The organism is Ruegeria sp. O6, from assembly GCF_056535045.1.
The window spans coordinates 26,092-48,995 of sequence record NZ_JBQERM010000014.1 but is presented as its reverse complement, the minus strand read 5'-3'; the positions used below and the strand labels follow the sequence as shown (position 1 = coordinate 48,995).

At 61.5% G+C, this 22,904-nt stretch carries 28 protein-coding genes; 14 read left to right on the top strand and 14 right to left on the bottom strand.

Annotated features, from left to right (window positions below; all coding sequences use genetic code 11):
* Positions 1-55: 55 nt before the first annotated feature.
* Positions 56-625, bottom strand: coding sequence for a GcrA family cell cycle regulator (locus ACR0DY_RS16290; RefSeq protein ID WP_267363457.1), 570 nt, complete (start codon positions 623-625; stop codon positions 56-58).
* A 126-nt stretch (positions 626-751) separates the two neighbouring features.
* Between ACR0DY_RS16290 and ACR0DY_RS16285 the strand changes: the two genes are divergently transcribed.
* Positions 752-1,555, top strand: coding sequence for an ABC transporter permease (locus ACR0DY_RS16285; RefSeq protein ID WP_209505676.1), 804 nt, complete (start codon positions 752-754; stop codon positions 1,553-1,555).
* Here the strand turns inward: ACR0DY_RS16285 and ACR0DY_RS16280 are convergent.
* The 3 genes from ACR0DY_RS16280 to ACR0DY_RS16270 form a co-directional block, all read right to left on the bottom strand.
* Positions 1,552-2,787 carry an MFS transporter gene (locus ACR0DY_RS16280; RefSeq protein WP_480898745.1) on the bottom strand — a complete coding sequence of 412 codons (1,236 nt, stop codon included), beginning with the start codon at positions 2,785-2,787 and terminating at the stop codon, positions 1,552-1,554. The two genes, ACR0DY_RS16285 and ACR0DY_RS16280, sit on opposite strands and share 4 nt — an antisense overlap.
* Positions 2,788-2,893: 106 nt before the next feature.
* Positions 2,894-3,778, bottom strand: coding sequence for a DMT family transporter (locus ACR0DY_RS16275; RefSeq protein WP_480898721.1), 885 nt, complete (start codon positions 3,776-3,778; stop codon positions 2,894-2,896).
* Positions 3,779-3,830: 52 nt separating this feature from the next.
* On the bottom strand, positions 3,831-4,196 hold the full coding sequence (locus ACR0DY_RS16270) for a MerR family transcriptional regulator (protein WP_480586237.1): 366 nt from the start codon (positions 4,194-4,196) through the stop codon (positions 3,831-3,833).
* Positions 4,197-4,270: 74 nt separating this feature from the next.
* Between ACR0DY_RS16270 and ACR0DY_RS16265 the strand changes: the two genes are divergently transcribed.
* From ACR0DY_RS16265 to ACR0DY_RS16250, 4 genes are all read left to right on the top strand, one after another.
* Positions 4,271-4,528, top strand: coding sequence for a zinc ribbon domain-containing protein (locus ACR0DY_RS16265; protein WP_480507823.1), 258 nt, complete (start codon positions 4,271-4,273; stop codon positions 4,526-4,528).
* A gap of 245 nt (positions 4,529-4,773) precedes the next feature.
* On the top strand, positions 4,774-5,961 hold the full coding sequence (locus ACR0DY_RS16260) for an acetylornithine transaminase (RefSeq protein ID WP_480539536.1): 1,188 nt from the start codon (positions 4,774-4,776) through the stop codon (positions 5,959-5,961).
* A 75-nt stretch (positions 5,962-6,036) separates the two neighbouring features.
* Positions 6,037-6,963 (top strand): ornithine carbamoyltransferase, encoded by a 927-nt coding sequence (argF, locus tag ACR0DY_RS16255; RefSeq protein ID WP_480473650.1) that lies wholly within the window; start codon positions 6,037-6,039, stop codon positions 6,961-6,963.
* Between the two features lie 58 nt (positions 6,964-7,021).
* A complete protein-coding gene (locus ACR0DY_RS16250; RefSeq protein ID WP_480484532.1) occupies positions 7,022-7,366 on the top strand; it encodes a 5-carboxymethyl-2-hydroxymuconate Delta-isomerase in 345 nt (114 codons plus the stop codon).
* Between the two features lie 24 nt (positions 7,367-7,390).
* Here the strand turns inward: ACR0DY_RS16250 and ACR0DY_RS16245 are convergent, their stop codons facing one another.
* Genes ACR0DY_RS16245 through ACR0DY_RS16235 form a run of 3 tightly spaced genes read right to left on the bottom strand, consistent with a single transcriptional unit; the run spans position 7,391 to position 8,576 of the window.
* Positions 7,391-7,705, bottom strand: coding sequence for a monooxygenase (locus tag ACR0DY_RS16245; RefSeq protein ID WP_480473648.1), 315 nt, complete (start codon positions 7,703-7,705; stop codon positions 7,391-7,393).
* A 38-nt stretch (positions 7,706-7,743) separates the two neighbouring features.
* Complete coding sequence (locus tag ACR0DY_RS16240; RefSeq protein WP_480484531.1) at positions 7,744-8,121, bottom strand: hypothetical protein; 378 nt, start codon at positions 8,119-8,121, stop codon at positions 7,744-7,746.
* Complete coding sequence (locus ACR0DY_RS16235) at positions 8,118-8,576, bottom strand: MarR family winged helix-turn-helix transcriptional regulator (protein ID WP_480473645.1); 459 nt, start codon at positions 8,574-8,576, stop codon at positions 8,118-8,120. The genes ACR0DY_RS16240 and ACR0DY_RS16235 overlap by 4 nt, the downstream gene beginning before the upstream one ends.
* Before the next feature lie 176 nt (positions 8,577-8,752).
* Here ACR0DY_RS16235 and ACR0DY_RS16230 point away from each other — a divergent pair, with 176 nt between their 5' ends.
* Both ACR0DY_RS16230 and ACR0DY_RS16225 read left to right on the top strand, forming a co-directional pair.
* Positions 8,753-9,745 carry a pirin family protein gene (locus ACR0DY_RS16230; protein ID WP_480546452.1) on the top strand — a complete coding sequence of 331 codons (993 nt, stop codon included), beginning with the start codon at positions 8,753-8,755 and terminating at the stop codon, positions 9,743-9,745.
* A gap of 45 nt (positions 9,746-9,790) precedes the next feature.
* Positions 9,791-10,765 (top strand): 2-dehydropantoate 2-reductase, encoded by a 975-nt coding sequence (locus ACR0DY_RS16225; RefSeq protein ID WP_480546397.1) that lies wholly within the window; start codon positions 9,791-9,793, stop codon positions 10,763-10,765.
* Between the two features lie 9 nt (positions 10,766-10,774).
* On the opposite strand, the gene ACR0DY_RS16220 is transcribed toward ACR0DY_RS16225, so the two are convergent.
* The 3 genes from ACR0DY_RS16220 to hrpB form a co-directional block, all read right to left on the bottom strand.
* The gene (locus ACR0DY_RS16220; protein WP_480546395.1) at positions 10,775-12,253 is read right to left on the bottom strand and encodes an inorganic phosphate transporter; all 1,479 of its coding nucleotides are present in this window, start codon (positions 12,251-12,253) and stop codon (positions 10,775-10,777) included.
* 89 nt (positions 12,254-12,342) lie between these two features.
* Positions 12,343-12,801 (bottom strand): NUDIX hydrolase, encoded by a 459-nt coding sequence (locus tag ACR0DY_RS16215; protein WP_480473641.1) that lies wholly within the window; start codon positions 12,799-12,801, stop codon positions 12,343-12,345.
* Positions 12,802-12,992: 191 nt separating this feature from the next.
* On the bottom strand, positions 12,993-15,446 hold the full coding sequence (hrpB, locus tag ACR0DY_RS16210) for an ATP-dependent helicase HrpB (RefSeq protein WP_480546393.1): 2,454 nt from the start codon (positions 15,444-15,446) through the stop codon (positions 12,993-12,995).
* Positions 15,447-15,619: 173 nt separating this feature from the next.
* Between hrpB and meaB the strand changes: the two genes are divergently transcribed.
* From meaB to ACR0DY_RS16185, 5 genes are all read left to right on the top strand, one after another.
* Positions 15,620-16,591: a methylmalonyl Co-A mutase-associated GTPase MeaB gene (gene meaB, locus ACR0DY_RS16205; protein WP_480560337.1), complete on the top strand. Its 972-nt coding sequence runs from the start codon at positions 15,620-15,622 to the stop codon at positions 16,589-16,591.
* A 232-nt stretch (positions 16,592-16,823) separates the two neighbouring features.
* Entirely contained in the window at positions 16,824-17,111 is a 288-nt protein-coding gene (gene rpmB, locus ACR0DY_RS16200; RefSeq protein ID WP_008756960.1) for a 50S ribosomal protein L28, read from the top strand.
* Between the two features lie 189 nt (positions 17,112-17,300).
* Positions 17,301-17,450 carry a hypothetical protein gene (locus tag ACR0DY_RS16195; protein ID WP_480484525.1) on the top strand — a complete coding sequence of 50 codons (150 nt, stop codon included), beginning with the start codon at positions 17,301-17,303 and terminating at the stop codon, positions 17,448-17,450.
* 69 nt (positions 17,451-17,519) lie between these two features.
* Positions 17,520-17,870 carry a hypothetical protein gene (locus ACR0DY_RS16190; RefSeq protein ID WP_480484524.1) on the top strand — a complete coding sequence of 117 codons (351 nt, stop codon included), beginning with the start codon at positions 17,520-17,522 and terminating at the stop codon, positions 17,868-17,870.
* 38 nt (positions 17,871-17,908) lie between these two features.
* A complete protein-coding gene (locus ACR0DY_RS16185; RefSeq protein ID WP_209505710.1) occupies positions 17,909-18,382 on the top strand; it encodes a copper chaperone PCu(A)C in 474 nt (157 codons plus the stop codon).
* A 92-nt stretch (positions 18,383-18,474) separates the two neighbouring features.
* Here ACR0DY_RS16185 and ACR0DY_RS16180 read toward each other — a convergent pair whose 3' ends face one another.
* Positions 18,475-19,083: an HdeD family acid-resistance protein gene (locus ACR0DY_RS16180; protein WP_480484523.1), complete on the bottom strand. Its 609-nt coding sequence runs from the start codon at positions 19,081-19,083 to the stop codon at positions 18,475-18,477.
* Between the two features lie 62 nt (positions 19,084-19,145).
* Positions 19,146-19,844 (bottom strand): NAD-dependent deacylase, encoded by a 699-nt coding sequence (locus ACR0DY_RS16175; protein WP_480898716.1) that lies wholly within the window; start codon positions 19,842-19,844, stop codon positions 19,146-19,148.
* 27 nt (positions 19,845-19,871) lie between these two features.
* Here ACR0DY_RS16175 and ACR0DY_RS16170 point away from each other — a divergent pair, with 27 nt between their 5' ends.
* Positions 19,872-20,315 (top strand): low molecular weight protein-tyrosine-phosphatase, encoded by a 444-nt coding sequence (locus tag ACR0DY_RS16170; RefSeq protein WP_480546383.1) that lies wholly within the window; start codon positions 19,872-19,874, stop codon positions 20,313-20,315.
* Here ACR0DY_RS16170 and ACR0DY_RS16165 read toward each other — a convergent pair.
* Together ACR0DY_RS16165 and ACR0DY_RS16160 are read right to left on the bottom strand one after the other, a co-directional pair.
* A complete protein-coding gene (locus ACR0DY_RS16165) occupies positions 20,312-21,265 on the bottom strand; it encodes a LysR family transcriptional regulator (RefSeq protein WP_480484520.1) in 954 nt (317 codons plus the stop codon). The two genes, ACR0DY_RS16170 and ACR0DY_RS16165, sit on opposite strands and share 4 nt — an antisense overlap.
* Before the next feature lie 65 nt (positions 21,266-21,330).
* Positions 21,331-21,639 carry a hypothetical protein gene (locus ACR0DY_RS16160; RefSeq protein WP_480507844.1) on the bottom strand — a complete coding sequence of 103 codons (309 nt, stop codon included), beginning with the start codon at positions 21,637-21,639 and terminating at the stop codon, positions 21,331-21,333.
* Positions 21,640-21,832: 193 nt separating this feature from the next.
* Between ACR0DY_RS16160 and ACR0DY_RS16155 the strand changes: the two genes are divergently transcribed.
* Positions 21,833-22,846, top strand: a complete 1,014-nt coding sequence (locus tag ACR0DY_RS16155) for a hypothetical protein (RefSeq protein ID WP_480898713.1) — start codon at positions 21,833-21,835, stop codon at positions 22,844-22,846.
* Positions 22,847-22,904: the final 58 nt, after the last annotated feature.

The following is a 22,904-nucleotide window of genomic DNA, read 5'->3' as shown; positions in this document are numbered from 1 at the left end:
ACGCCTGCGCCCTTTTCACGTTCTATAGACATGATTTAGGTTCTGGTGTTCGCTATTACCGCCGCCGGTCGCGGCGCGAACTCATCGGCTGGAAAGCCACGCCCACATGCGCCTCGCAATAGGGTTTGCCTGCCTCAACCGGCAGGCCGCAGAACCAGAAATCCTCGGTCGCGGGGTCGCCCACAGGCCATTTGCAGGTCTTCTCGGTCAGTTCCATCAGCGTCAGCTTCTTGGCTTTCTTCTCGATCTCGTTGACCTTGGCCAGCGCCTCGGGGCTGATTTCGTTGGCCGAGGGCTGCGGCGGCAGCGGCTGACCGGCCGGGATGATCTGGCGGCGGGCCGGAACGGCGGGTTTCGCCTCGGCAGCAGCAGCCGGGCGCGCCGGTTCTGTCTTTGGCATGGGTCTGGGCTTGGCTTCGGCCTTGGGCGCGGGTGCCGGTTTCTCTTTCGGTTCGGACTTGGCCGGGGCTGCGCCTGCTGTCCGGTTGGACAGGCCCAGGCGGTGGACCTTGCCAATCACCGCGTTGCGGGTCACGCCACCCAGTTCCTTGGCGATCTGGCTGGCCGACTGGCCTTCGCCCCACATCTTCTTCAGCAGTTCTACGCGCTCGTCTGTCCAGGACATCGTCAGCCTTTCAAAAGCGGAAAGCGGCCCCGGATTCGGGCCGCCTTGGGAATTCGTCTCAGCCCCCTATTCTAAACACTGCGGCCCGAGTTACAAGCTGTCTTCGAATCAGGTTGAGGGCAAAGCATGCAGAATCCCGCAGAACAGACCGAACGCAGCTTTGGGGCGGTCAACTGGATGGGGCTTTACACGCTGGCGCAGCGCGAAATCCGACGCTTTCTTTCGGTCTGGACGCAGACCGTTCTGGCGCCTCTGGTCACGGCTGGCCTGTTCCTGCTGATCTTCACCATCGCCATTGGGCCCAGCCGCCCTGACGTCATGGGCGTGCCGTTTGTGGTCTTTCTGGCACCGGGGATCCTGATGATGACGGTAATCCAGAATGCCTTTGCCAATACCTCCTCTTCGATGGTGATTGCCAAGGTGCAGGGCAATATCGTCGACACGCTGATGCCGCCGCTGTCCCCGCTCGAGATCCTGCTGGGGTATCTCGCCGGTGGTATCGCCCGTGGCCTGATGATCGCGCTGGTGATTTCAGTTGCGTTGCTGGTCCTGCTGTCCATCGCGCCCCAGCACCCGTTGATTGCACTGATCTTTGTTGTTCTGGGGGGCGCCTTCATGGGCGCGCTGGGTCTGTTTGCCGGGATCTTTGCAAACAAGTTCGATCAGATGGCCGCGATCACCAACTTCATCGTCACACCTCTGGCCTTCCTGTCGGGCACCTTCTATTCGGTCGAGGCGCTGCCTCCTGTCCTGAACCGCCTGACCCACCTGAACCCGGTCTTCTACCTGATCGATGGGCTGCGCTACGGCATGATCGGCGTGTCCGACAGCTCACCGTGGTTGGGCATGGCAGTTTGTGGTTTTGCCACGCTGGCCATCGGGCTGATCACCTGGCAAATGCTGCGTACCGGTTATCGGCTTAAGGCTTAACCGGTCTCTGCCAGCCTGTCGGGCGGCAGGGCAGGTTTGGGTTCGCCCAGCCGCGGATGCAAGCGGGCCGAGACAGCCCATGCCCCGAACAAGGCAATCCCGCCTGCCGCAAACACACCGGCCACCGGAGCCACCAGCAGGACCAGAGCTGCAACACCGGGCGTCAGAATGCCCGAGACATCGCGGTAACTGGAATAAATCGCCGACATCTCGGTTCGCTCAGACGGTTTAACGGCCATAAGGAAGGGCAATCCGGCGCAGATATCCAGAACGATCAGCCAGACAGACCCCAGAACCAGCGCAGCCACCGAGGCAACCGGCCATCCCGCGACCAATCCGGCTGCGAAAAAGCAGGCCCCCGCGGCGGCAAACCCGATGCGAACAGCCGATCTGAGCGACCGCGTCTGGACCCAGCGCAGGATCAACGGGGCGGCCAGCAGCATGGCGTTAGTGCATGACAGAAGGATGCCGCCCAGTTGTTCTCCCAGCCCGTTTTGGATGGCGAAAATAGGCAGGTAGACCACATATATCCACCAGCCGCAGGACCGGATCATTGCAAACAGATATCCGGCAACCAATCTGGGTTGAACAAAGAACCGGGGAAGAAAGGCCAATGGGTTGTTGGCCGGACCACGGGCCTTGGTGATCAGCTTGCCATTGCCCAGACGCATGCGCCAGAACTGCGCCAGCATGACCAGCGCCGCTCCGGCACTGATGACAAACGGGGCAGGGCGCCAAAGCTCCATCAGCAGAACACCGGCCATTGGGCCGCCCGTCCATCCCAAAGCGCTGTAGAACATGCGGCTGGTCTCGCACCGGCCAAGTTCGATCTTGCTGATGTAATCCAGCACATAGGTGTTGAAGCAGATAAAAGTGACAACCGCGGCCATGGTATTCAGGGCCAATGCGCCGACAACGGCCTCGGGGCTGCCCACGATCGCCAGCGATGCACCACAGATGAACATGACGCACCCGGTGGAATAGGCCCATCTGCGCGGTACAAAACGGATCAGGAACGGCACCATCAACCCGACCAGCAAGGACAGGATGCCAATCAGGAAATACAGGAATGACACGGATGAGGCGTCGCCCAGCGCCCGGTACATCGCCAGCGGAAAGACCGAAATCAGAATACCGCGCACCACGGCTTCAATCCCGGCCAGAATCCCGAAATCGCGCACCGATGGGGCAGGCGCGTGGCGTACCCATTCAGGTATTCGGCGTTCATGCATAACAAACTCGCAAATCAACTCAGCCCAGAATGCGCCGGTCACCTCGCCATTCATGGGGATTTGCGACACAAAGGTCGCCCCTGAACCGCAAGGGCGGTTTTTTCTGTCAGGTCCGGCGGTTTGCCGCCTCGCGCCAGACCAGGATCAGCCCTCCGGTCAGAATCGTGACCGCGCCAATCAGGCTGATCCGGTCGGGGATCACATCAAACACCGCAAAATCGTACAGCGCGGCGAAAATCAGCGTGGCATAGCTGATCGGGGCCACGAATGACGCGTCCGCCCGTGCCATGCCGTTGATGAAACAAACCTGCGCGCAGGCCATCAGCAGGCCGATCCCCACCAGCGCAACCCATTGCTGTGGCGTAGGCATGTGAAAAACAAAGCTGACCGCGACCGTGGCGATCACCAGCCCCATCGTGTTGTTGATCAGCAGAATCTGGATCGGGGCCTCGCGCCCCGACAGTTTCTTGATAAAGATCAGCTCCATCCCGATAAACGCAGCCGCAGCCAGCGCCAGAAGGGCGGCGGGTTGAAAACTTGCAGGTGTCGGGCGCAGCAGGATCACCGCACCCACAAGGGCCACGGCCGCCGCCAGCCAGCGCCACGGGCCGACGCGTTCCCCCAATAGCGGAATGGCCAGGACCATGCCAAAGACCGGGTTCAGAAAGGAGATCGCCGTCGCATCCGCCATCGGAATGAACGCAACAGACGCGAACATCAACGTCACCCCGGCCCAGCCAAAGCTGGTTCGCCCGATATGCAGCCCCCAATGGGGCCGCCCCAGCCGGGGACGAAGCACCGCGACCGCCGACAGGATGGCAAGCAGGGCAAACAGAAACCGCCCGTGACTGATCTGCATCGCGTGCAAGGGTGGCCCGAGTGTATCCGTCCCCAAGGCCTTGGCCAGCAGCGTCGTCGCCGCGATAAAGGCGGTCGCGACAAAGATCAGCCCTGCGGCCAGAGCAGGATTTTGCGCCTTCGGGGTGAACATGGGCGAAAGCGGTGCGCCAAAACGGGGGCCATGGCAAGACGCAATTCTGCGCTCAGCGCAAAACCGGAGCGGCCGCCAGCGCCGCCTTGGCTTGTTTGAGGCTGTCCAAAAACCGCTCTGCCCGCACAATCCGCGCTTCGACCTCGTCAATCCGGTCCTGCAGAAACGCCTCGCCGTCAAAGCTGTCGGGATCGGCGGCTTCCAACTGCCCCAGCAACATGACCAGTTCTGCAATGCTGATGCCTGCCGCCTGTGCATCGGCTACCTGTTCCAGCGTGATCAGCGCGTCTTCGGGATAGTCGCGATAGCTGTTGGTGTTGTCCGGCCCCGGGCCTGACCGGATCAGCCCTTGGCGTTCATAAAACCTCAGCGTGTCGCGGCTCAGCCCGCTGCGCCGCGCAAGTTCCCCGATCCGCATGTTTCAAAACCGTTGACTCAACTCCATGGTTTTGATCCTATGTCAGACAGTCATTCTCTGCAAGGACATGCATCATGGGTCCCAAATGCCAAAGTTGCGGCATGCCGCTGTCAAAAGATCCCCAGGGCGGCGGGTCCGAAGCTGACGGCGGGCGCAGCACGCGTTACTGCTCGCTGTGTTACGAAAACGGTGCGTTCCGCCACCCCGACGCATCGTTGGAAGAGTTCCAGTCTCATTGCGTCGATGCCCTCGTCGCAAAAGGCATGCCCCGCATCCTTGCCTGGGCTTTCACCCGCGGCATGGGCAAGCTCGACCGCTGGCGCTCGGCGTAATGCTCCGGCGGTAATTTTGACCCTGCGGCAATAATAGGGTTTTCAGGCTGTCTTTTCACGTCTATAGAGCGGCCATGATCAAACGCGCACATATCCAGCTGCTCCGACGCCGACGCCTCTTTGCGTAATCGGCCTGTTTGATCCCATGTGCCTGCCAAATTGGCACAAATCTCACCAAATCTGTTGACGAACCGGGCCTTCGTGTATCACTCACGAGGCTCAAACGACCCGAAAAGGATGATCCCATGATCCCGTCCGTTCTGCCGACCTATAACCGCGCGCCCCTGTCATTTGTAAAGGGCGAAGGCGCCTGGCTGACCGAGGCGGATGGCCGACGTTTTCTGGACCTTGGCGCAGGGATCGCGGTGAACGCACTGGGCCACGCCCATCCGGCACTGGTGGCCGCCCTTACGGAACAGGCCCACGCGCTGTGGCATGTCTCGAACCTCTACAACATCCCGCAACAGCAGGCACTGGCAGACAAGCTGGTCGAACACACCTTTGCGGATACGGTATTCTTTACGAATTCCGGTACCGAAGCCTGTGAACTGGCCGTGAAAATGGCCCGCAAGTATTTCTATGACAAAGACCAGCCCGAACGGGTTGAGATCATCACCTTCGACGGCTCCTTCCATGGCCGGTCGTCGGCGGGCATCGCAGCGGCCGGGTCTGAGAAGATGACCAAAGGCTTTGGCCCGCTTCTGCCGGGCTTTGTCCACGTCGCCTTCGGTGATCTCGACGGTGTCACCGACGCCATCACCGAAGATACCGCAGCCATCCTGATCGAACCGATTCAGGGCGAGGGAGGCATCCGCCCCGTGCCTGACGCCGAACTCAGGGCCCTGCGCGCCATTTGTGACGAACACGGTCTGCTGCTGATCCTGGACGAGGTGCAATGCGGCGTCGGTCGTACCGGCAGGCTCTTCGCCCATGAATGGGCCGGGATCACCCCGGATATCATGATGGTCGCCAAAGGCATCGGCGGCGGTTTCCCTCTCGGTGCCGTGCTGGCAACCGAAGATGCGGCATCCGGTATGACCGCAGGCACGCATGGCTCCACCTATGGCGGCAACCCGCTGGGCTGCGCCGTGGGCTGTGCGGTGATCGACCAGGTCGCCACACCCGCCTTTCTCGAAGGTGTCAACCGCAAGGCTGGCCTGTTGCGCCAGAAACTCGAAGGCCTGGTCGCCGATCACCCCGAGGTCTTCGAAGAGGTGCGCGGATCGGGCCTGATGCTCGGCCTGAAATGCAAGGCGCCAAATATAGATGTGGTCAATGCGGGCTATGACAATCTGGTCATCACCGTCCCCGCCGCCGACAACGTCATCCGCCTGCTGCCCCCCCTGACCCTGACCGAGGATGACATCGCCCAGGCCATGATCCGCCTCGAAAAGGCCGCCAATCAGATCGAAACCCAGCTCGCAACTGCCTGAGCTTCATCTTTTCCCAAATACTCCGGGGGTGTGGGGGCTGGCCCCCACCGCCCGACCAGCCAAAAGCGAAGCGATATGAATCACTTTCTCGACATCCACAAAACCGATGCCACCGCGTTGCGGTCCATGATCGATCAGGCGGGCGCGATGAAACAGGCGCGTCTGGGCCGTCCCAAGGCCGCCCCTGACGACGAACAGCCGCTGAAAGACCGCATGGTCGCGCTGATCTTCGAAAAGCCCTCGACCCGGACGCGCGTGTCCTTTGACGTCGGTGTACGCCAAATGGGCGGCCAGACCATGGTGCTGTCGGGCAAGGACATGCAGCTGGGTCACGGCGAAACCATAGCCGATACCGCCCGTGTGCTGTCGCGTTATGTCGACATGATCATGATCCGCACCTTCGATGAGACCATCCTGACCGAAATGGCCGAATATTCCGACGTGCCCGTCATCAACGGCCTGACCGATCGTACCCATCCCTGCCAGATCATGGCCGACGTGCTGACGTTCGAGGAACACCGCGGCCCCATTGCGGGCAAGAAAGTGGTCTGGACCGGCGATGGCAACAATGTCTGCGCCTCCTTCCTGCACGCCGCCGGTCAGTTCGGCTTCGATCTGACCTTCAGTGGCCCGGCCCAGCTTGACCCCGAAGAAGAATTCATGGGGTTTGCCCGCCAGAAGGGGTCCAGAGTCGTCATCGAACGGGACCCGCACAAAGCGGTCGAGGGCGCGGATCTGGTGGTTGCCGACACCTGGGTTTCGATGCATGACAGCCAATCCGCCAAGGAACGCCGCCACAACATGCTGCGCCCCTATCAGGTCAACGCGGAACTCATGTCACATGCCAAACCCGACGCGCTGTTCATGCACTGTCTGCCCGCGCATCGTGAGGAAGAAGCAACCTCCGAGGTCATGGACGGCCCGAACTCGGTCATCTTCGATGAGGCCGAAAACCGCCTGCACGCACAAAAGGCCGTAATGCGCTGGTGTCTTGGCGTTTAGGATCAACTTGCAGTTTCGAGAGGGCCATCAGGCTCTCTCATGACCTCCGGAGCATTCAATGCCTCACGTCACGCTGGAATTTTCCAAATCTCTGGACGACACTCATGATTTCCAGATGATATGCGAGCGGCTGCATACTGTTCTCGCAAAACATGATGAAATCGACGCCTCAGCGCTCAAGATCCGCGCCGCACCAATTGCCTATTCCTTCATCGGCACGCAACCGCAGACCTTCGTGCATGCCACGCTGCTGTTGATGCGCGGCCGGGATGAGGCCACACGGGCCGAGCTTAACGCCATCATTCTGGACGTTCTGGCCCAGACCATGCCCGAGGTCGGCAGCATCACCGTGCAGGATGTCGAGATGACCCGCGCCACCTATGCAAAGCGCCTGGCAGGTTGATGGCGCGGGTACTCTCCGGGTCCGTCAGCCGTGTATCGGCGCGTTGTTGATCGCGCTGAGGTCTTCCATGATATCAAAGACATGATCCGAGGTCACTGCGACCCCGATGGCCTCAAGGCGTTTCAGGTGCATCGCCTTGTAGGTCTCCAGACTGGCGCGATCGCGAAACAGATAGGTCGATCCGAAATGGTTCGTGCCTTCTTCGACAGTCCAGATCTTCCAGACGACACCGGGTTCCTGGGCGATGCTTTCAGCCAGTTCCTTTGTTCCGGCCAGAAACTCTGCGGTTACGGGTCCGTCATAGGCCAGATGCAGATCCCAGATTTTCATCGTACTCATGGTCAAATGCTCCACGTTCAGGGGGGTAGGGGGTGTGATCAGCGGTTCTTGCCAAGCTGCACAAAGCTCAGAATGGCAAGCAGCGCAAAGAAGATGGGGTCGGACCAGCCAAAGCCGGTGAACACCCCGGTCAGACAGGCATAAAGCGTGATGACAACGCCCAATATGTTGGTCCCCATCAGACCTTTCAGGATGTTCTGTGCCGTCTCGGTACCGGTTTCAGTGTTTCGAAACAGGAAGCTGATTAGGCCGATGCCACCCAGAAAGATCGCATTATGCTGCGACAGAAACACGGCATACCGATCGTTCAGTTGCAGTCCATAATTGGGCCAAAGGATGGTTGGCGCAAATAAAAGCGCCAATGCGAAAAACATGTAGATCACACCATGCGCGGTCAGGAAGGTTTTGTTGGTCATGTCTCGCCTTTCTGTGGTTGGGGCAGCTTTTTGCGAAGCTGGTTGAGCGTTCTGATTGTCTCGCGTCTGGTTTCGGTGCTCAGGCGTCCGAATATCTGCTCCAGCGCCTGATTGTGGACGGGCATGAACGCGGCCACTTTCTGTTTTCCGGCTTCTGTCAGGCGTAAAACGCGGGCGCGCTTGTCGGTTTCATCAACGGTCTTCTCCACCAGACCGGCCTGAATCAGGTTTTTGACGACAACATCCAGATTGCCGGATGTGGACAGCGTCAGGCGCAACAGGTCATTGATCGACAGCGCACCTTTGGTGTTCAGGGTCTCCAGCGCATCCCACTGAGGTGCCGTCAGACCCCCGGCGCGAAACACCGGTCCCATGGCACGCATGAACAACTGCTGGCTGCGCAACAGGGCCAATACCAGGGCCTGATTTTCTCGGTTTTGAGTCTCGTGTGTCATGGCAATCATTTATCCCTAGTTAGGGGTTATATCAATATGCACCACCACGCGCGAATGCCGCAAATATGCACGTCCCCCGTGCAGGGCTGCACTGACGCCGGGCCCGGGCCTGCATATATTTTGACTTAGCGAATGCAGACCTGCTTTGGATGATCAAAAAGGCCGAGGATACGAATGTGAGCTGGAACCCGTCCCACACCCCCGACGCAGCTGAAAACGGCGCGCTGGAAACACTCATCATTCCCCGCGCCCGCGATCTGGGCGGGTTCGAGGTGCGCCGCGCGCTGCCCTCGGTCAAACGCCAACTGGTTGGCCCATTCATCTTCTTCGATCAGGTCGGCCCGGCAGAATTCGTCACCGAAGGTGGCATTGACGTGCGACCGCACCCGCATATCGGGCTGGGAACCGTCACTTACCTCTATCAGGGCGAATTCGAACATCGCGACAGCCTCGGCACTCACCAGATGATTTATCCCGGCGAGGTCAACTGGATGGTTGCAGGCCGTGGCGTGACCCATTCCGAGCGCACCAGCGAAGAAACGCGCGGCAAAGGCCACAAGCTGTTCGGCATTCAGACCTGGCTTGCCCTGCCCGAAGCGCAGGAGGATATGGCCCCCGAGTTCGAACACCACAAGCAAGGCGCGCTGCCCCATATCCAAGACAAGGGCGTCAGCGCACGGCTGATCCTCGGCAACGCTTATGGCGAAACCAGCCCCGTGACGATGCTGTCCGAGACCTTCTATCTGGATGTTCAGCTTGCCCCCGGCGCGTCCTTCCCGCTGCCCGACGACCACGAGGATCGCGGTGTCTATGTCACGCAAGGATCGATCGAGATTGCAGGCGACATGTTCGACGAAGGCCGCATGATGGTGTTCCGCCCCGGTGACAGGCTATCGGCCCGGGCAGGCCCGCAGGGTGCGCGGCTGATGCTGCTGGGCGGCGCGACCCTGAATAAGGATCGCTATATTTGGTGGAACTTCGTCTCATCCTCGAAAGAAAAGATCGAGACGGCGATTCATGAGTGGAAAAGCGCCGATTGGGTCAATGGCGCCTTCCACCTTCCGGCAGGGGATGACCGCGAATTTATCGCCATTTCAGAACAGTTTGAGCGTACTAAGCCCCGGCTGGCCCGCCCGCGTACGGCGTCGGGGCCGGGTGGGCTTGTGTAACCGTCCGTTTGCGGTGATCCTTTCTGGTATACCAGAGGGGGTATCATGAAACTTGTCATCGCAGGCGCGGGCAGCATCGGCTGCTACTGCGGCGGTTTACTGGCCCGCTCAGGGCATGCGGTGACCTTGCTGGGGCGTGCCCGTGTACTGGACCCGATCCGCGAACATGGGCTGGCGGTCACGGATTACGATGGCCTCAATGCCCATGTTGCGGCGGAAGCCCTGACACTCAGCACCGATCCTGCCTGCCTGGATCAAGCCGAGCTGGTCATTGTCACCGTCAAATCCGGGGCGACGGCGGATATGGCCGGTCACATCGCGGACGCCGCCTGTCGGGACGCGCCCGTCCTGTCCTGGCAAAACGGGATCGAGAACGCGGCAACCCTGCGCAAGGCGCTGCCCGGTCGGGATGTGCGCGCGGGTATGGTCCCCTTTAACGTGGTCCCGAACGGCCCCGCCACCTATCACCGGGCCACATCAGGCGAAATTGTCATCCAGAACGGCCCCGGCGATCTGGCCACCGCCCTCAGCAGCCCGGACCTGCCCGTTATCGCAACTGACCGGATCGAGGCGGTGCAATGGGGCAAGCTGGTGATCAATCTGAACAATGCGCTGAACGCGCTGTCGGGCCTGCCGCTTGTGGATCAGCTGCTCAGCCGTGACTGGCGCAACCTCATGGCCGACCAGATGGCCGAGGCGCTGTTGGTTCTCAAGGCGGCCGGGCATCCGGTGGCCTCGACAACGCCGCTTCCGGCGTGGATGACGCCGCATATCCTGCGGCTGCCGACACCTTTGTTCAGCCGGATCGCAGCGCGGATGCTCACCATCGATCCCACCGCCCGGACCTCGATGGCCTATGACCTGATGGCCGAGCGGCAAACGGAAATTGACAGCCTTCAGGGCCATATCATTCGGCTGGGGCATGAAACCGGGGTGCCCACCCCCCTTTGCACGAAAGTGTCAGACCTGATCAAACACGCGCCCGATCATCCGCTGTCCCCGGAACAGATCAGGCTTTGATCGCAGTCGTCAGACGAATCTGGTCAATATCCAGAAAATCACGGCCGACATGGCGGCTGCGGCAGGCACGGTCACGACCCAGGCCGCAATGATCGTCATGAAATGCGACCGCCGCACCAGCTTGCGCCGCCGGTATTCTTCCGGGGCCAGCTTCTGCGCTGTCGCGTTTCGCCCATTGTTCTGTTTCCGCCTGCGATCCGACTGCCACTCACGATAGAACCCGACGCCGAAAATTGCGCCAACGGCGATATGCGTGGAACTGACCGGCAAGCCCAGCCAGCTGGCGACAATGACCGTGATCGCCGCTGACAACGCCACGCAAAACGCCCGCATCGGGTTCAGCTTGGTGATCTGGCTGCCGACCATCCGGATCAGCTTGGGCCCAAACAAGAACAGACCGAACGATATCCCGAACGCGCCGATGATCATCACCCATAACGGGATCGAAACCTTTTGGGCGAAATCCCCGAACTCTGCCGCGTGGACAATCGCCGCCAGGGGGCCGACCGCGTTGGCCACATCATTTGCGCCATGGGCAAAACTCAGAAACGCGGCCGATATCACCAATGGCAGGCCAAACAGGGTTTTCAGCGACCGGGTCCGGTTCTCCAGCCCCTCGGACTTGCGACGCACCCAGGGAACCGTCAGCGCCCAGACCAGCACACCGCTGCCCAGACCGATCAGCAGCGCCACCTCCAATTCGATCTTCACGATCCGCTTCAGACCCTTGACCGACAGGTAGGTGGCGAACGCTGCCGCCATCACCGCCACAAGGATCGGCACCCAACGCCGCGCGGCGGCGATCTTGTCGTCCTGATACTGGATCTTGGTCTTGATCAGCGCCAGGAATGCCGCCGCAATCACGCCGCCTAGAACCGGAGATATCACCCAGCTGGCCGCAATCGCGCCCATCGTGCCCCAGCTCACCGCACTCAGCCCGGCAGCGGCAATCCCCGCGCCCATGACCCCGCCAACAACCGAATGCGTTGTCGACACCGGCGCGCCGATCCAGGTCGCCAGATTGACCCACATGGCGGACGAGATCAGCGCCGCCATCATGGCCCAGATGAACACGTTACTGTTCTGCACCGAGGCCGGGTCGATGATCCCCTTCGAGATGGTCGAGACCACATCGCCTCCCGCAAGCAAAGCGCCCGCGCTTTCGGCAACGGCGGCGATCACGATGGCACCGCCCATGGTCAGCGCGTTCGCACCCACCGCGGGACCCATGTTGTTGGCCACGTCATTGGCACCGATGTTGATCGCCATATAGGCTCCGAACGCGGCGGCAGCCACGACGATATAGGTGCCGTCGGCCCGACCGAACAGCACCGCCGCCATCAATCCGGAAAGCACCATGAACGCCAGTGCAATTCCCGGCGCCAGCAGCGGGCGGGCGACATGAAGATTGGCGATTTCTACGCGCGAGATGCGTTGCAGGTCGCTGTCAAGCGACTGCCAGCGCGGTTTTGAATTTGTGTCAGACATGGGCTTGGTCAAAGTTTCGCAGATCGCCCGCAGCTAACGGTTTCCCGGTTCAGGGGCAAGCGCGCAGCCATCAAATTGTTGCGAAACGGCTACATCTGTCGCAGCAGCGCCTGCAACTCGGGCTCCTGCACCCGTTTGGCGGCTTCTGCCGGTGAAAACCACTGACGTTTGCGCTTATCCACTTCGGGAAAATCATCGGCAAGTTCTCGCACGGAAACCCGGTAGACGCGGGTCAGGACCGACTGTGCCGATCCCCCCTTGAAGATCTTGTCATAGGTGAATTGGCCGATGGGCTCCTTGTCGACCGCTTCTGCACGCACGCCAGCCTCTTCCCACGCCTCCAGCAGGGCCGTCTCCAACCCGTCCAGACCATTGACAGGCCAGCCCTTCGGGATGATCCAGCGCCCGGTTTCGCGGCTGGTGATCAGCAGAACCTCGTCCTGATCCTCATGCCTGCGTGTACACAGGGCCGCAAACTGCACCCTTTGGGGACGCAGGAACAAGGGGCGTCCGACCTCTTCCCAGATATTTCGCAGCCAAGCACTCATGAGATGTCTTCAAATCCTGTTTCTGTCTTCGAAACCTGTGTGACGTAACAACAATAATGCCAGACTTCAATGAAATGTCCGCTTATTTCTGATTATGACCGGTTCTTCGGTCAATTTACTGTGATTTGTGAGATTTCGTGCAACAGCCCCGAAAGCCTGAGCCGCTTGCCGGAAGCAACACGGCAATGGGTCTATTCCTGCCTGCGTTTGGCCCTCAGAGTCGGGTCGGCCTGTGTCGGGTCTTCGGGCCATGGATGTTTGGGGTATTGCGCCCGCATATCCTTGCGCACATCCGCATAAGACCCGGCCCAGAACCCCGGCAGATCGCGGGTAATCTGGATCGGGCGCTGCGCCGGGGACAGCAGCGTAATCTTCAGGGGCTGTCCGCCAACCACCGGATGCCGGGTCACTCCGAACAGCTCCTGCAACCGAACCGAGATTTCGGGGACCGCCGCGCCATAATCGATTGGTACCTTGCGCCCCAGGGGTGTTTCAAACGATCCCGGGGCGCGCCGGTCCAGTTCCTGGGACTGGGTCCAGTCCAGCCGCGCGCGCAAGGCGGGCAGCGGGTCGAACCGTTTCCAGTCCTCCGCGCTTTTGACACCGGACAGCATCGGCAACAGCCAGTCGTCCAGCTCGGCCATCAGACCCTCGACCGAAAAGTCGGGCAGGTCCACCCCGTCGGCGCGCACCAGTTCCACCCGCGCGGCCAGCCGTGCGGCGGCCCCGTCCAGCCGCAATCCCAGATCGCGCACCCCGTCCAGCATCGCACGCGCCACGGCCGCGTCCGGGACATCCTTCCAGATGCGGTCGTCCAGCGTGATCGCCCCAAACCGCTCCTGCTGTCGTGACACAACCCGCCGCTCACGTTTTGACCAGGCGCAAACCTCGGCCCAATGGATCTGGTCGGCGAACAGTTCGCGGATCTCGCGTTCCGAAATCTGGGTGGCCATCCGCACCTTTGCCTCGCGCGGGTTTCCATCGGTGTCGGTGACAACCAGAAAAGGCGCCGCCGCCAGCGAATCGCCGCTGTCCAGCACGACACCTTTGCCCCCCGACAACACATAACGCGGCGCATCGCCCTTGCGCCGCTGTCCGATACGATCGGGATAGGCGAGGGCGGCCATGGCGGCAGCGCTCAGATCATCCGTCTTGCTTCCGGCCTGTTTCCTCAACCGCTTGGCCTCGGCATTGATCCGATCCACGGCGCCCATGTTCACCTGCCAGACCCGGTTGCGCTGAAAGGTGCGCACATCCCGCAGTGCCTCTTGCCGCAAGGCGATATCCACCGGCGCGCCGCGCAGGGGGTCGCGCTCGGCCATCAAGGCGGCCAAAGGCGCGGCACTCGGTCCGGCCCGCACCAGCATATGCCCCAGCCGGGGATGCAACGGCAGCGCCGCCAGCGCCCGCCCGTGTTCGGTGATCCGCCCCTTGCCGTCCAGCGCGCCCAGCATCGCCAGAAGGGCGCGCGCCTCGGCCATCGCGCCTTCGGGTGGCGGGGTCAGAAAGGCCAGATCGGCGGCATCCGCGCCCCACAGCGCCAGCTCCAGCGCCAGCCCGGTCAGATCGGCGGCTTCAATCTCGGCAGGCGGGTACGCGGCCAGCGCGCCATCCTCCCCGTTTGACCACAGCCGGTAACACAGCCCCTCTGCCACACGGCCCGCACGACCCGCGCGTTGCGTGGCCTCGGCCCGTGTCACCCGCTCGGTCACCAGCCGGGACATGCCCGAGCCCGGATCAAACCGCGCCCGCCGCGCTTGCCCCATATCCACCACCACCCGGATATCGGGGATCGTCAGCGAGGTTTCGGCAATCGACGTCGCCAGCACCACCTTGCGCCCGGTCTCAACCGGGGCAATCGCTGCGCGCTGGGCCGCAAAGGGCATGGCTCCGAACAGCGGGCGCACCGTGCAACTGGCGGGCAGGCGTCCGGTCAGGGCTGCTTCAGCCCGCCGGATTTCACCTTCACCGGGCAGAAACACCAAGATTCCGCCACCGATGGCGCGGGTCTCGCGCTCGGCCTCAACGACCAGATCGACCAATGCATCCAGCCGCCGTGCCTGAGGCCCCAAGGGCCGGTCCAGCAAGCGCATCTCGACAGGAAAACTCCGGCCTTCCGACGTAACCAGCGGCGCGGCCATCAGGCGCCCCACCGGGTCCGCGTCCAATGTGGCCGACATGGCCAGCAGAATCAGGTCGTCCCGCAGCGCGCCCGTGACCTCAAGGCACAGGGCCAACCCCAGATCCGCGTTTAGCGAGCGTTCGTGGAATTCATCAAGGATCACCGCCCCGATGCCCGGCAGGTCAGGGTCCGATTGCAGCATTCGGGTCAGAATGCCCTCGGTCACCACCTCGATCCTTGTGTCTTTTGACACTTTCGCATCGCCCCGCACGCGGTAGCCAACACTCTGGCCCGCGCGCTCTCCCAGCGTCTCTGCCATCCGCTCTGCCGCGGCCCGTGCCGCCAGCCGCCGCGGCTCCAGCATCACGATCCTGCCGCCGCACAGACCCGCCTCCAGCATCGCCAGCGGAACCCGCGTGGTCTTGCCCGCACCGGGCGGTGCTTGCAGCACAGCACGGCCCTGCGCCCGCAGGGTGTCCAGCAGGCCGGGTATGGCATCGTCTATAGGCAGGCGTAGGGTCATCCGGCCCTTATCCGCGATCCCGCAGGTGGCGTCCAGTTTCCGCGCTCACATCAGTAAATCGCCCCGCACGAAATGACGCAGGCTGCGCGATCTTCGCATTTCCTGCCGCCTCCGGTCTGGACAAACACCCTCCAAGCACGGCAACTGTTCCTGCCTCTAGGATCGGGACAAGAATGCAGACAGACAGCCTGAGCGACAGAATTCTGAAGGGCGAGCGTCGGGCGCTGGCGCGTGCAATCACCCTTGTTGAAAGCAACCGCGCCGATCACCGGGCACAGGCCAGCGACCTTCTGGCACAGCTTGCCGGTTCGGGGCGTCAGGCGATGCGTATCGGTCTGTCCGGCACGCCCGGTGTGGGCAAGTCCACCTTCATCGAAAGCTTTGGCATGATGCTGACCGGGCAGGGGCTGCGCGTTGCGGTTCTGGCGGTCGACCCCAGCTCGGCCCGCTCGGGCGGCTCGATCCTGGGCGACAAGACCCGGATGGAACGCCTGAGCCGCGAACAGAACGCCTTCATCCGACCCTCTCCCAGCCAGAGCCACCTTGGCGGGGTCGCCCGCCGCACCCGCGAGGCCATCGCCCTGTGCGAGGCCGCAGGCTATGACGTGGTGCTGATCGAAACCGTGGGCGTGGGGCAGTCGGAAACGGTGGTGTCCGAACTGTCAGACCTGTTTCTGCTGCTGCTGGCCCCGGCGGGCGGGGACGAGTTGCAGGGTGTCAAACGCGGCATCATGGAAATGGCCGACATCATTCTGGTCAACAAGGCTGATGGCGACCTGAAAGCGACTGCCACCCGCACCTGCGCGGATTATGCCGGCGCCCTGCGGCTGCTGCGCAAACGCCCGCAGGATCCCGAAGGTTTCCCCAAGGCGATGACCGTTTCCGCTGTCGAAGAACACGGGCTGGAACAGGCCTGGGACGAAATGCAAACCCTGACCCAATGGCGCCGCGACACCGGTATCTGGGAGGCAAACCGCGCCGCCCAGGCCCGCTACTGGTTCGATCAGGAGGTCCGCCACGCCCTTCTCGCCCGCCTCGACACACCGCAGGCCCGCGCCGAGATGGAGCGCCTGAACGACGAAGTCTCGCAAGGGCGACTCAGCCCGGCGGTCGCTGCCGGTCAGCTTCTGGACACGCTCGGCTGAAGGGCCGTCATGGCCGTTTCACCTTTTGCCAAATACTCTTGCCAACGGCATGGCCCATCCGGGCCATTCCTGCATGGCAGGCAAATTGAAAGATTTCGCGCAGCCCGTCTTGACCCCCCGCGCGATTCCCACTACACGCATCCAACCAGTTTTCGGGCGCGACTTCGGGTTGCGCCCCTTGTGATTTGGCCGCGGGTATCCAGCCCGGCCTCCAGAAACAAAGGAAGAAACCATGTCGCGCCGTTGCGAACTGACCGGAAAAGGCCCGATGACTGGCAACAATGTCAGCCACGCCAAAAACAGAACTCGTCGTCGTTTTCTGCCGAACCTGAATGACGTTACCCTGCAGTCCGAAACTCTGGGCCGTGGCGTCAAGCTGCGCATCTCGGCGGCTGCGCTGCGTTCGGTTGACCACCGCGGTGGTCTGGACGCGTTCCTAGCCAAAGCCAAGGATGATGAGCTGTCGGCAAACGCTCTGAAAGTGAAGAAAGAAATCGCCAAGGCGCAAGCTTCGGCCTAAGGTCTTTCAACCAACAGAATTTCAGGCCCTGCACCCTCTCGGTGCGGGGCCTTTTCTGTTGGGCCAGCCCCTTTCGGCCCCCATTGTTCTCAATCTGGAACTAATTTTTCGCCATTGGTGAACTTCTTCACATACAGGATTGCGAATCTGACCTAACGTCACTGTCATTCATCAGGCGGGGGCCACATTATGACGTTAAAAAGTTTTTATCTTTTCCTGTTTCTGGCCGCGGTATTCCGCAAGGCGATTGCAACCTGCACGCGGATGCAGCGCTGGGTGAACCGGTCCCATACCAGCTTCACCACAGACAGGGTGAAAAGACCCGGACTGGATTATTGAAAATCAGCTTCAAGCGCGACCCTTTGGCGCTTGAAGCTTTTCCCGCTGCTGACCTATAGCTGGGTCAGGATGAGACCTGTTGTTACCAGATTTCTGCCTTATGCGCTGTCCCTGCTGCTGGTTCTGACCGGGCAGGGGCTGGCCATGTCGCGCGGCATGGACAAGGCCGTGGGCCAGATGGTGCTGTGTACGGGCACCGGTCCGGTCGTCGTCTATATGGACGAAAACGGGCAACCGACTGTACCGCCGCATTATTGCCCGGACTACGCGATATCCCTGCTGGGGGCCGTTGCAGTTGCCGAACCGGCACTGCCAGCCGCACCGGAACAGGCGCAGCCGTCACCGCTGCGGCATCTGGGCAACCAGATCGCCCTGCCGGTTCCCGCAACCCCGGCCCGCGCGCCTCCTGTCAGCGTTTGAAACCCACCCTTTTCAAACCTTTATACAGGAGAGGCACGATGTCCCTCAAAACCACTCTGCTTGCAACTCTGGCCGCCGTGTCGCTGGCCATCCCCGCCTTTGCCGAAGGCCCCATCAAGGTTGACGACGCCTATGCCCGCTCCTCGGGCAAGACCGCCATCGCCGGAGCCGCGTTCATGATGATCCACAATCAGGGCGACGCCGATGACCGGCTGATCGGTGCAACCTCGGACGCGGCAGCGCGTGTGGAATTGCACACCCACAAGGTCGATGAAAACGGCGTAGCCAAGATGGTGCATGTCGAAGAAGGCTTTGCCATTCCGGCCGGTGAAACCCACATGCTGAAACGTGGCGGCGACCATGTGATGTTCATGGGGCTGACGGCCCCGTTCGAACAGGACGCCATGGTGCCGGTCACGCTGATCTTTGAAAAGGCAGGCGAGGTCGAGATCGAGATTCCCGTCGATCTGGAACGTCAGGACAAAGGCGGCCACGGATCACATTCGAACTAGGGCAGCGCCTGTCTTCGGGCCGCGCTGCGGCCCTCATCCATGCGTCAGGCCGGGCTTTGCCCGGCCTGATTTCCATGCGGCTGCGGATAGAGCTACTTGTTGATGGTTTTCATACCGACGCGGTCGCCCGCCTGCCGAAACCGAGAGGCCAGCCAGAACATCACAGCGGCCATGGCCAGCGCCGAGAATGCGATACCCCATCCCAGCGCAACCAGCGCCACCGCCGGCCAGATCATCAGGACAAGCCCGACGACAAGCGCGACAAATCCCGAGACGCGCATGGAACCGCGTTGCGGGTCACTTGCATGCATCTGCCCGGCAGCCGCCAGGGATCCGATCCCGATGATCAGTGCCCATGCGCCCATGAGGAAAAACGCCAGTTTCACCGTGCCTTCCGGCCAGATCAGCAGGACAAGCCCGATCAGAAGCGCGCTGATCGCAGCACCTCCCAGCACCCCGCGACGACCAACACCCAAAAGCGTCAGCCCACCGTCGAGGATCAGCAACACACCGACCAGCCGCAGCAGCAGCGCGATGCTGCCAGACGGCCAGAACAGCGCTGCAATACCGACAAGCCCGGCCAGCACCCCGCGCAGCAGAAAAGTCCACCACAGGCTGGACAGCTGTTCCCCCAGCATGTCACGCCCGGCCATGCTGCCGTCATCCAGGATTTCACCGGTGCGGGGGTCTTGATCAGTCATGGCGTGTCCTCCAGTCGCTATCGCAGATAGTGTACACAAATTAAGCCAGCGTTGTCTGTAGCTTAAGAATATCCCGCAAGAAGCTGACCGACCCATCGCGGAACCGTTTCGGATGCCCTGCCGACAATGCGCTCATCAAAGCCCGACGGCCCGGGCGTCGGCTCCAGATTGATCTCGACCGTCCGCGCGCCCACCGCCTGCGCCTCGTGGACAAAGGCCGCCGCCGGATAGACCTGACCCGAGGTGCCGATGGCGGCAAAGATCGATGCGCTGGCAAGGTGGTCGTAGATGTCGTCCATGTAATAAGGCATCTCGCCGAACCAGACCACATCGGGCCGGGCGGTGGGCTGGCCGCAGGCGGGGCAGGGCTCGGCGACGGCCGTTTCGGGCGGGGCGGGCCAGCGATGATCACATCCGGAACACAGGGCTCCCGCCAATGTGCCATGCATGTGGATGACACCCGTCGCACCGCCCGCTTCATGCAGGCTGTCGACGTTCTGGGTCACGATCACGACCTCTGCGGGCCAGCCCTGCTGCAACCGCGCCAGCGCCATGTGGGCCGCATTGGGCTTCACAGCGGCGGCCTGAACGCGGCGTGCATTGTAAAACCCCTGCACCAAGGCGGGATCGCGCGCAAAACCTTCGGGCGTGGCCACATCCTCGATCCGGTGCTGCGCCCACAGCCCGCCTTCGTCGCGGAAGGTGCTCAGCCCGCTTTCAGCCGAAATCCCTGCCCCGGTCAGAATGACGATCTTTTCCATATCCCCTCCGCGCGTTACACCTTGGCCATGACACACCGTATCCTCTTTGTCTGCCTGGGCAATATCTGCCGCTCTCCCGCGGCCGAGGGCGTCTTTCGCGCCCGCGCACCGCATCATGCAACCGACAGTGCCGGAACCATGGGCTGGCACACGGGCAATCCGCCCTATGGCCCGATGCAGAAGGCCGCAATCCGCAGAGGCATCGACCTCGGCGACCTGCGCGCGCGCCAGTTCACCGTCGCGGATTTCGACCGGTTCGACCTGATCATCGGCATGGATGCCCAAAACATCGCCGATATCGAAGACCTGCGCCCACCGGGCAACGGCACGCCGGTTCGCCTGCTGACGGACTTCGCGCCTCAGACCGGTGCCGATCACGTACCCGATCCGTATTTCACGCGGGATTTCGACGGCGCGCTGGACCTGATCGAAGCCGCAGTTGACGGGCTTGCCGCCCATCTGGACACCTAGCCGCCGGTCACCCGCAACTGGCCGCTCAGCCAGGGCAGCTTGGCAACCGCCGGGTCCACGATCTGGTTCTGCATCAGACGCCGGGTCATGCCCGCAACCTCCTGCGGGACCTGATCGGACCACTCGGTGCGCGCCAGCAGCGATATGTTGCGCGAGAACTCCCCGAACGGGGCAGGGTGCGCCTCCAGCCCCTCATGGAACCGCGCCGCGCGCATGAAGCCCAGCGGCGTCGTGATGGCCCAGCCCAGACCCCGCGCCACCATGGCCATCAGCGCCATGTGCGAGCCGATCTCGAACCGTTCCTCGAACACCTGCGACCGGCGCGCCAGATGCGCCTCGATCTGGCGGCTGATCAGCTGCTCGCGGGCATAGCGCAGAAACGGCAGCCGCTCCTGCACGGCCTCGACGCCCCCCGATCCCTGTGGGGCCACCAGAATGAACGGATCGTGGACCAGCGGGTATTCGACCACCCCCTCCAGCACTTCGCCGCTATGGGCGGTGACCGCCATATGCAGGCGCTGCTCGGCCAGCGCCTCGAACAGATCAAGGCTCGACAGGGTGATCAGCTTGAATTTCGACCGGGTCAGGCTGTCGGCCAGCAAGGTGGCCAGCCGCGGCGTCAGATCATTGTCGAAATCGTCGATCAGCCCGATCGACAGCGTGGTCAGATGGCCCAGATCCATGACCGACAGCTCGCTCTGGGCCATGTGCAGCTCGGACAGAACCGCCTCGGCCCGCGCAAGGAAACTGCGCCCCGCCTGCGTCAGCCGCATCGGTCGCCGCCCGTGATCGACCAGTTCGGTCCCCAGCGCGTTTTCCAGATTGCGCAATTGCTGCGAAACGGATGGCTGGCTGAGCCCTGTGATCTCGGCAGCCTGCGCCACCGATCCCGTCCGCGCCAATGCCTCGAACACTTCAAGGCCCCGCAGGGTCAGCCCTTTCATTACCATGCAATACACCTTTCGCTGCGCCTTTCTGGGGCGCAGCGTGGATCAGGTCAAGCATTCAGAACGGGTTAGCTGCAGATCGCCTGCGCCATCTGGCCAAAGTTCTGGTACCGATCCCACAGCGCATCATCGCGCGCGGATTTCGACATCTTCAACACCTGCGCCTGATGGGGGTCCTTGAACCATCTCGCCACGGTTTTCTGATCACTGCGCGTCAACGCCTGATCCGCCACGCGCTGAATGCAGCTGCACCGGTCCCGCGTCGCGGCCGAGCGGTCCGACGCCATGCACGCCTGCCTGATCTGCGCCGCATCCGCGACCTGAGCCACCGCCGTCAGCGATGCCGCACAAAATGCGATAATGAGGAACTGTTTCATACTCGAGCCTCGTTTTTGCCTGCCCGGACGGGTCTTGCGCCCCTCTCGGTCTGCGGCGGAGTATGAATCAAACGGGCGCGCGGATCAATTGTTTTGACAGGCAAATCAAACGGTGTTGATTTGACGAGGACAAAAGCCGCGCATCGGGAAATGCCGGAAGCGAATTTGAGCGGCGAATACAAGGGGTAGGGCAGTGATTTCGATAAAAAAGCTGATTCTGTCAGCCGCAGTTTGGTTTTATCCAATGGTGGCTTTGTCGGAAGTGCCCTCTTTGCAAGGTCAAGACGCGCCGGAATTCAAAGAAGCGGTTCTAGCTTGGTTGGGTGGCGAAGATCTGGCTGCATTGCAAAGCCTTTCTGCTCAGGCCCAAAATGGAAATGCTGCAGCTCAAATATTGCTGGCGAACATCGCAAGTCGAAGTAGTTTTCATGCGCATGTGACGTCCGAAATGGATCGCAAGGATCGCATAGCTCTACTGCGAAAACCTGGTGGTCTGTCGGGCAAATCATGGCTAACGGAAGTGCAAAACTCCGAGCCTCTGGCCCTTGCCCTGCTACAAGTTGCCAAATTCGAGAATAAAGCTCCTGCGATTGCAGTGTTGGTCGAACTTGGTGAACCAATTACCGCGATGCTTGCAGCGCAATCTATGCTCTACGATGGTGAAGGGGCTGATTTGGTTGAGGTTTTGCAAGGCCTCGACCACAAACTGCCCCAAGACGCCAGTGTCTTTTTGTTCTGGGCATTGTACCTGCAGAAACATAATTCGGAGGGTTCCAATCTGGGAGGTTCGGCATCGCTCGCTTGGCTGAATACTGGAGATGATCGCTTCTTATCTTCCGAACTAGCTTGGGGCCTATTTACTCCAAGAGAATTGATTAGTGACGCCGGCATCAGGGAAAAAGCAACGAAACTTAGCTCAGAGATAGTGGCCTGGACCCCCATTCGTAACTTTTGTAGCATTTACTGTGCGGATGAGGTCGCCGATTGTACGGTTACTGCTGCTGCGTTGCTCGCCTCACCTTATTCTCCAAGAAGCCCGCTACAGAGCTTGATCGCCAATGAAGACTATTGGTCGAGTGATCGCATTGAAGGCGACGTTGCGCGTTCAATTCTTGACATCCGGGATGTGGAGCTTGCTTCAGAGTATACGTACAATCAGTGCTTTACATCCAACATGCAGGCCCTTCAGCGAGCGCATTGGCCTTGAAACGGTATTTCGCCGCAATGCAAGTTTATCTCCTGCATCAAGTTTGGTGCTAAGTACA

Excerpts from the sequence above, each read along its gene's own strand:
- ACR0DY_RS16285 (WP_209505676.1), top strand. The coding sequence starts at position 752 with ATGCAGAATCCCGCAGAACAGACCGAACGCAGCTTTGGGGCGGTCAAC.
- hrpB (WP_480546393.1), bottom strand. The coding sequence starts at position 15,446 with ATGACCCTACGCCTGCCTATAGACGATGCCATACCCGGCCTGCTGGAC.
- rpmB (WP_008756960.1), top strand. The coding sequence starts at position 16,824 with ATGTCGCGCCGTTGCGAACTGACCGGAAAAGGCCCGATGACTGGCAAC.
- ACR0DY_RS16185 (WP_209505710.1), top strand. The coding sequence starts at position 17,909 with ATGTCCCTCAAAACCACTCTGCTTGCAACTCTGGCCGCCGTGTCGCTG.
- ACR0DY_RS16195 (WP_480484525.1), top strand. The coding sequence starts at position 17,301 with ATGACGTTAAAAAGTTTTTATCTTTTCCTGTTTCTGGCCGCGGTATTC.
- ACR0DY_RS16250 (WP_480484532.1), top strand. The coding sequence starts at position 7,022 with ATGCCTCACGTCACGCTGGAATTTTCCAAATCTCTGGACGACACTCAT.
- ACR0DY_RS16260 (WP_480539536.1), top strand. The coding sequence starts at position 4,774 with ATGATCCCGTCCGTTCTGCCGACCTATAACCGCGCGCCCCTGTCATTT.
- ACR0DY_RS16220 (WP_480546395.1), bottom strand. The coding sequence starts at position 12,253 with ATGTCTGACACAAATTCAAAACCGCGCTGGCAGTCGCTTGACAGCGAC.
- ACR0DY_RS16165 (WP_480484520.1), bottom strand. The coding sequence starts at position 21,265 with ATGGTAATGAAAGGGCTGACCCTGCGGGGCCTTGAAGTGTTCGAGGCA.
- ACR0DY_RS16245 (WP_480473648.1), bottom strand. The coding sequence starts at position 7,705 with ATGAGTACGATGAAAATCTGGGATCTGCATCTGGCCTATGACGGACCC.
- ACR0DY_RS16160 (WP_480507844.1), bottom strand. The coding sequence starts at position 21,639 with ATGAAACAGTTCCTCATTATCGCATTTTGTGCGGCATCGCTGACGGCG.
- argF (WP_480473650.1), top strand. The coding sequence starts at position 6,037 with ATGAATCACTTTCTCGACATCCACAAAACCGATGCCACCGCGTTGCGG.
- ACR0DY_RS16175 (WP_480898716.1), bottom strand. The coding sequence starts at position 19,844 with ATGGAAAAGATCGTCATTCTGACCGGGGCAGGGATTTCGGCTGAAAGC.
- meaB (WP_480560337.1), top strand. The coding sequence starts at position 15,620 with ATGCAGACAGACAGCCTGAGCGACAGAATTCTGAAGGGCGAGCGTCGG.
- ACR0DY_RS16180 (WP_480484523.1), bottom strand. The coding sequence starts at position 19,083 with ATGACTGATCAAGACCCCCGCACCGGTGAAATCCTGGATGACGGCAGC.
- ACR0DY_RS16280 (WP_480898745.1), bottom strand. The coding sequence starts at position 2,787 with ATGCATGAACGCCGAATACCTGAATGGGTACGCCACGCGCCTGCCCCA.
- ACR0DY_RS16235 (WP_480473645.1), bottom strand. The coding sequence starts at position 8,576 with ATGACACACGAGACTCAAAACCGAGAAAATCAGGCCCTGGTATTGGCC.
- ACR0DY_RS16225 (WP_480546397.1), top strand. The coding sequence starts at position 9,791 with ATGAAACTTGTCATCGCAGGCGCGGGCAGCATCGGCTGCTACTGCGGC.
- ACR0DY_RS16290 (WP_267363457.1), bottom strand. The coding sequence starts at position 625 with ATGTCCTGGACAGACGAGCGCGTAGAACTGCTGAAGAAGATGTGGGGC.
- ACR0DY_RS16275 (WP_480898721.1), bottom strand. The coding sequence starts at position 3,778 with ATGTTCACCCCGAAGGCGCAAAATCCTGCTCTGGCCGCAGGGCTGATC.
- ACR0DY_RS16265 (WP_480507823.1), top strand. The coding sequence starts at position 4,271 with ATGGGTCCCAAATGCCAAAGTTGCGGCATGCCGCTGTCAAAAGATCCC.
- ACR0DY_RS16215 (WP_480473641.1), bottom strand. The coding sequence starts at position 12,801 with ATGAGTGCTTGGCTGCGAAATATCTGGGAAGAGGTCGGACGCCCCTTG.
- ACR0DY_RS16190 (WP_480484524.1), top strand. The coding sequence starts at position 17,520 with ATGAGACCTGTTGTTACCAGATTTCTGCCTTATGCGCTGTCCCTGCTG.
- ACR0DY_RS16240 (WP_480484531.1), bottom strand. The coding sequence starts at position 8,121 with ATGACCAACAAAACCTTCCTGACCGCGCATGGTGTGATCTACATGTTT.
- ACR0DY_RS16270 (WP_480586237.1), bottom strand. The coding sequence starts at position 4,196 with ATGCGGATCGGGGAACTTGCGCGGCGCAGCGGGCTGAGCCGCGACACG.
- ACR0DY_RS16170 (WP_480546383.1), top strand. The coding sequence starts at position 19,872 with ATGACACACCGTATCCTCTTTGTCTGCCTGGGCAATATCTGCCGCTCT.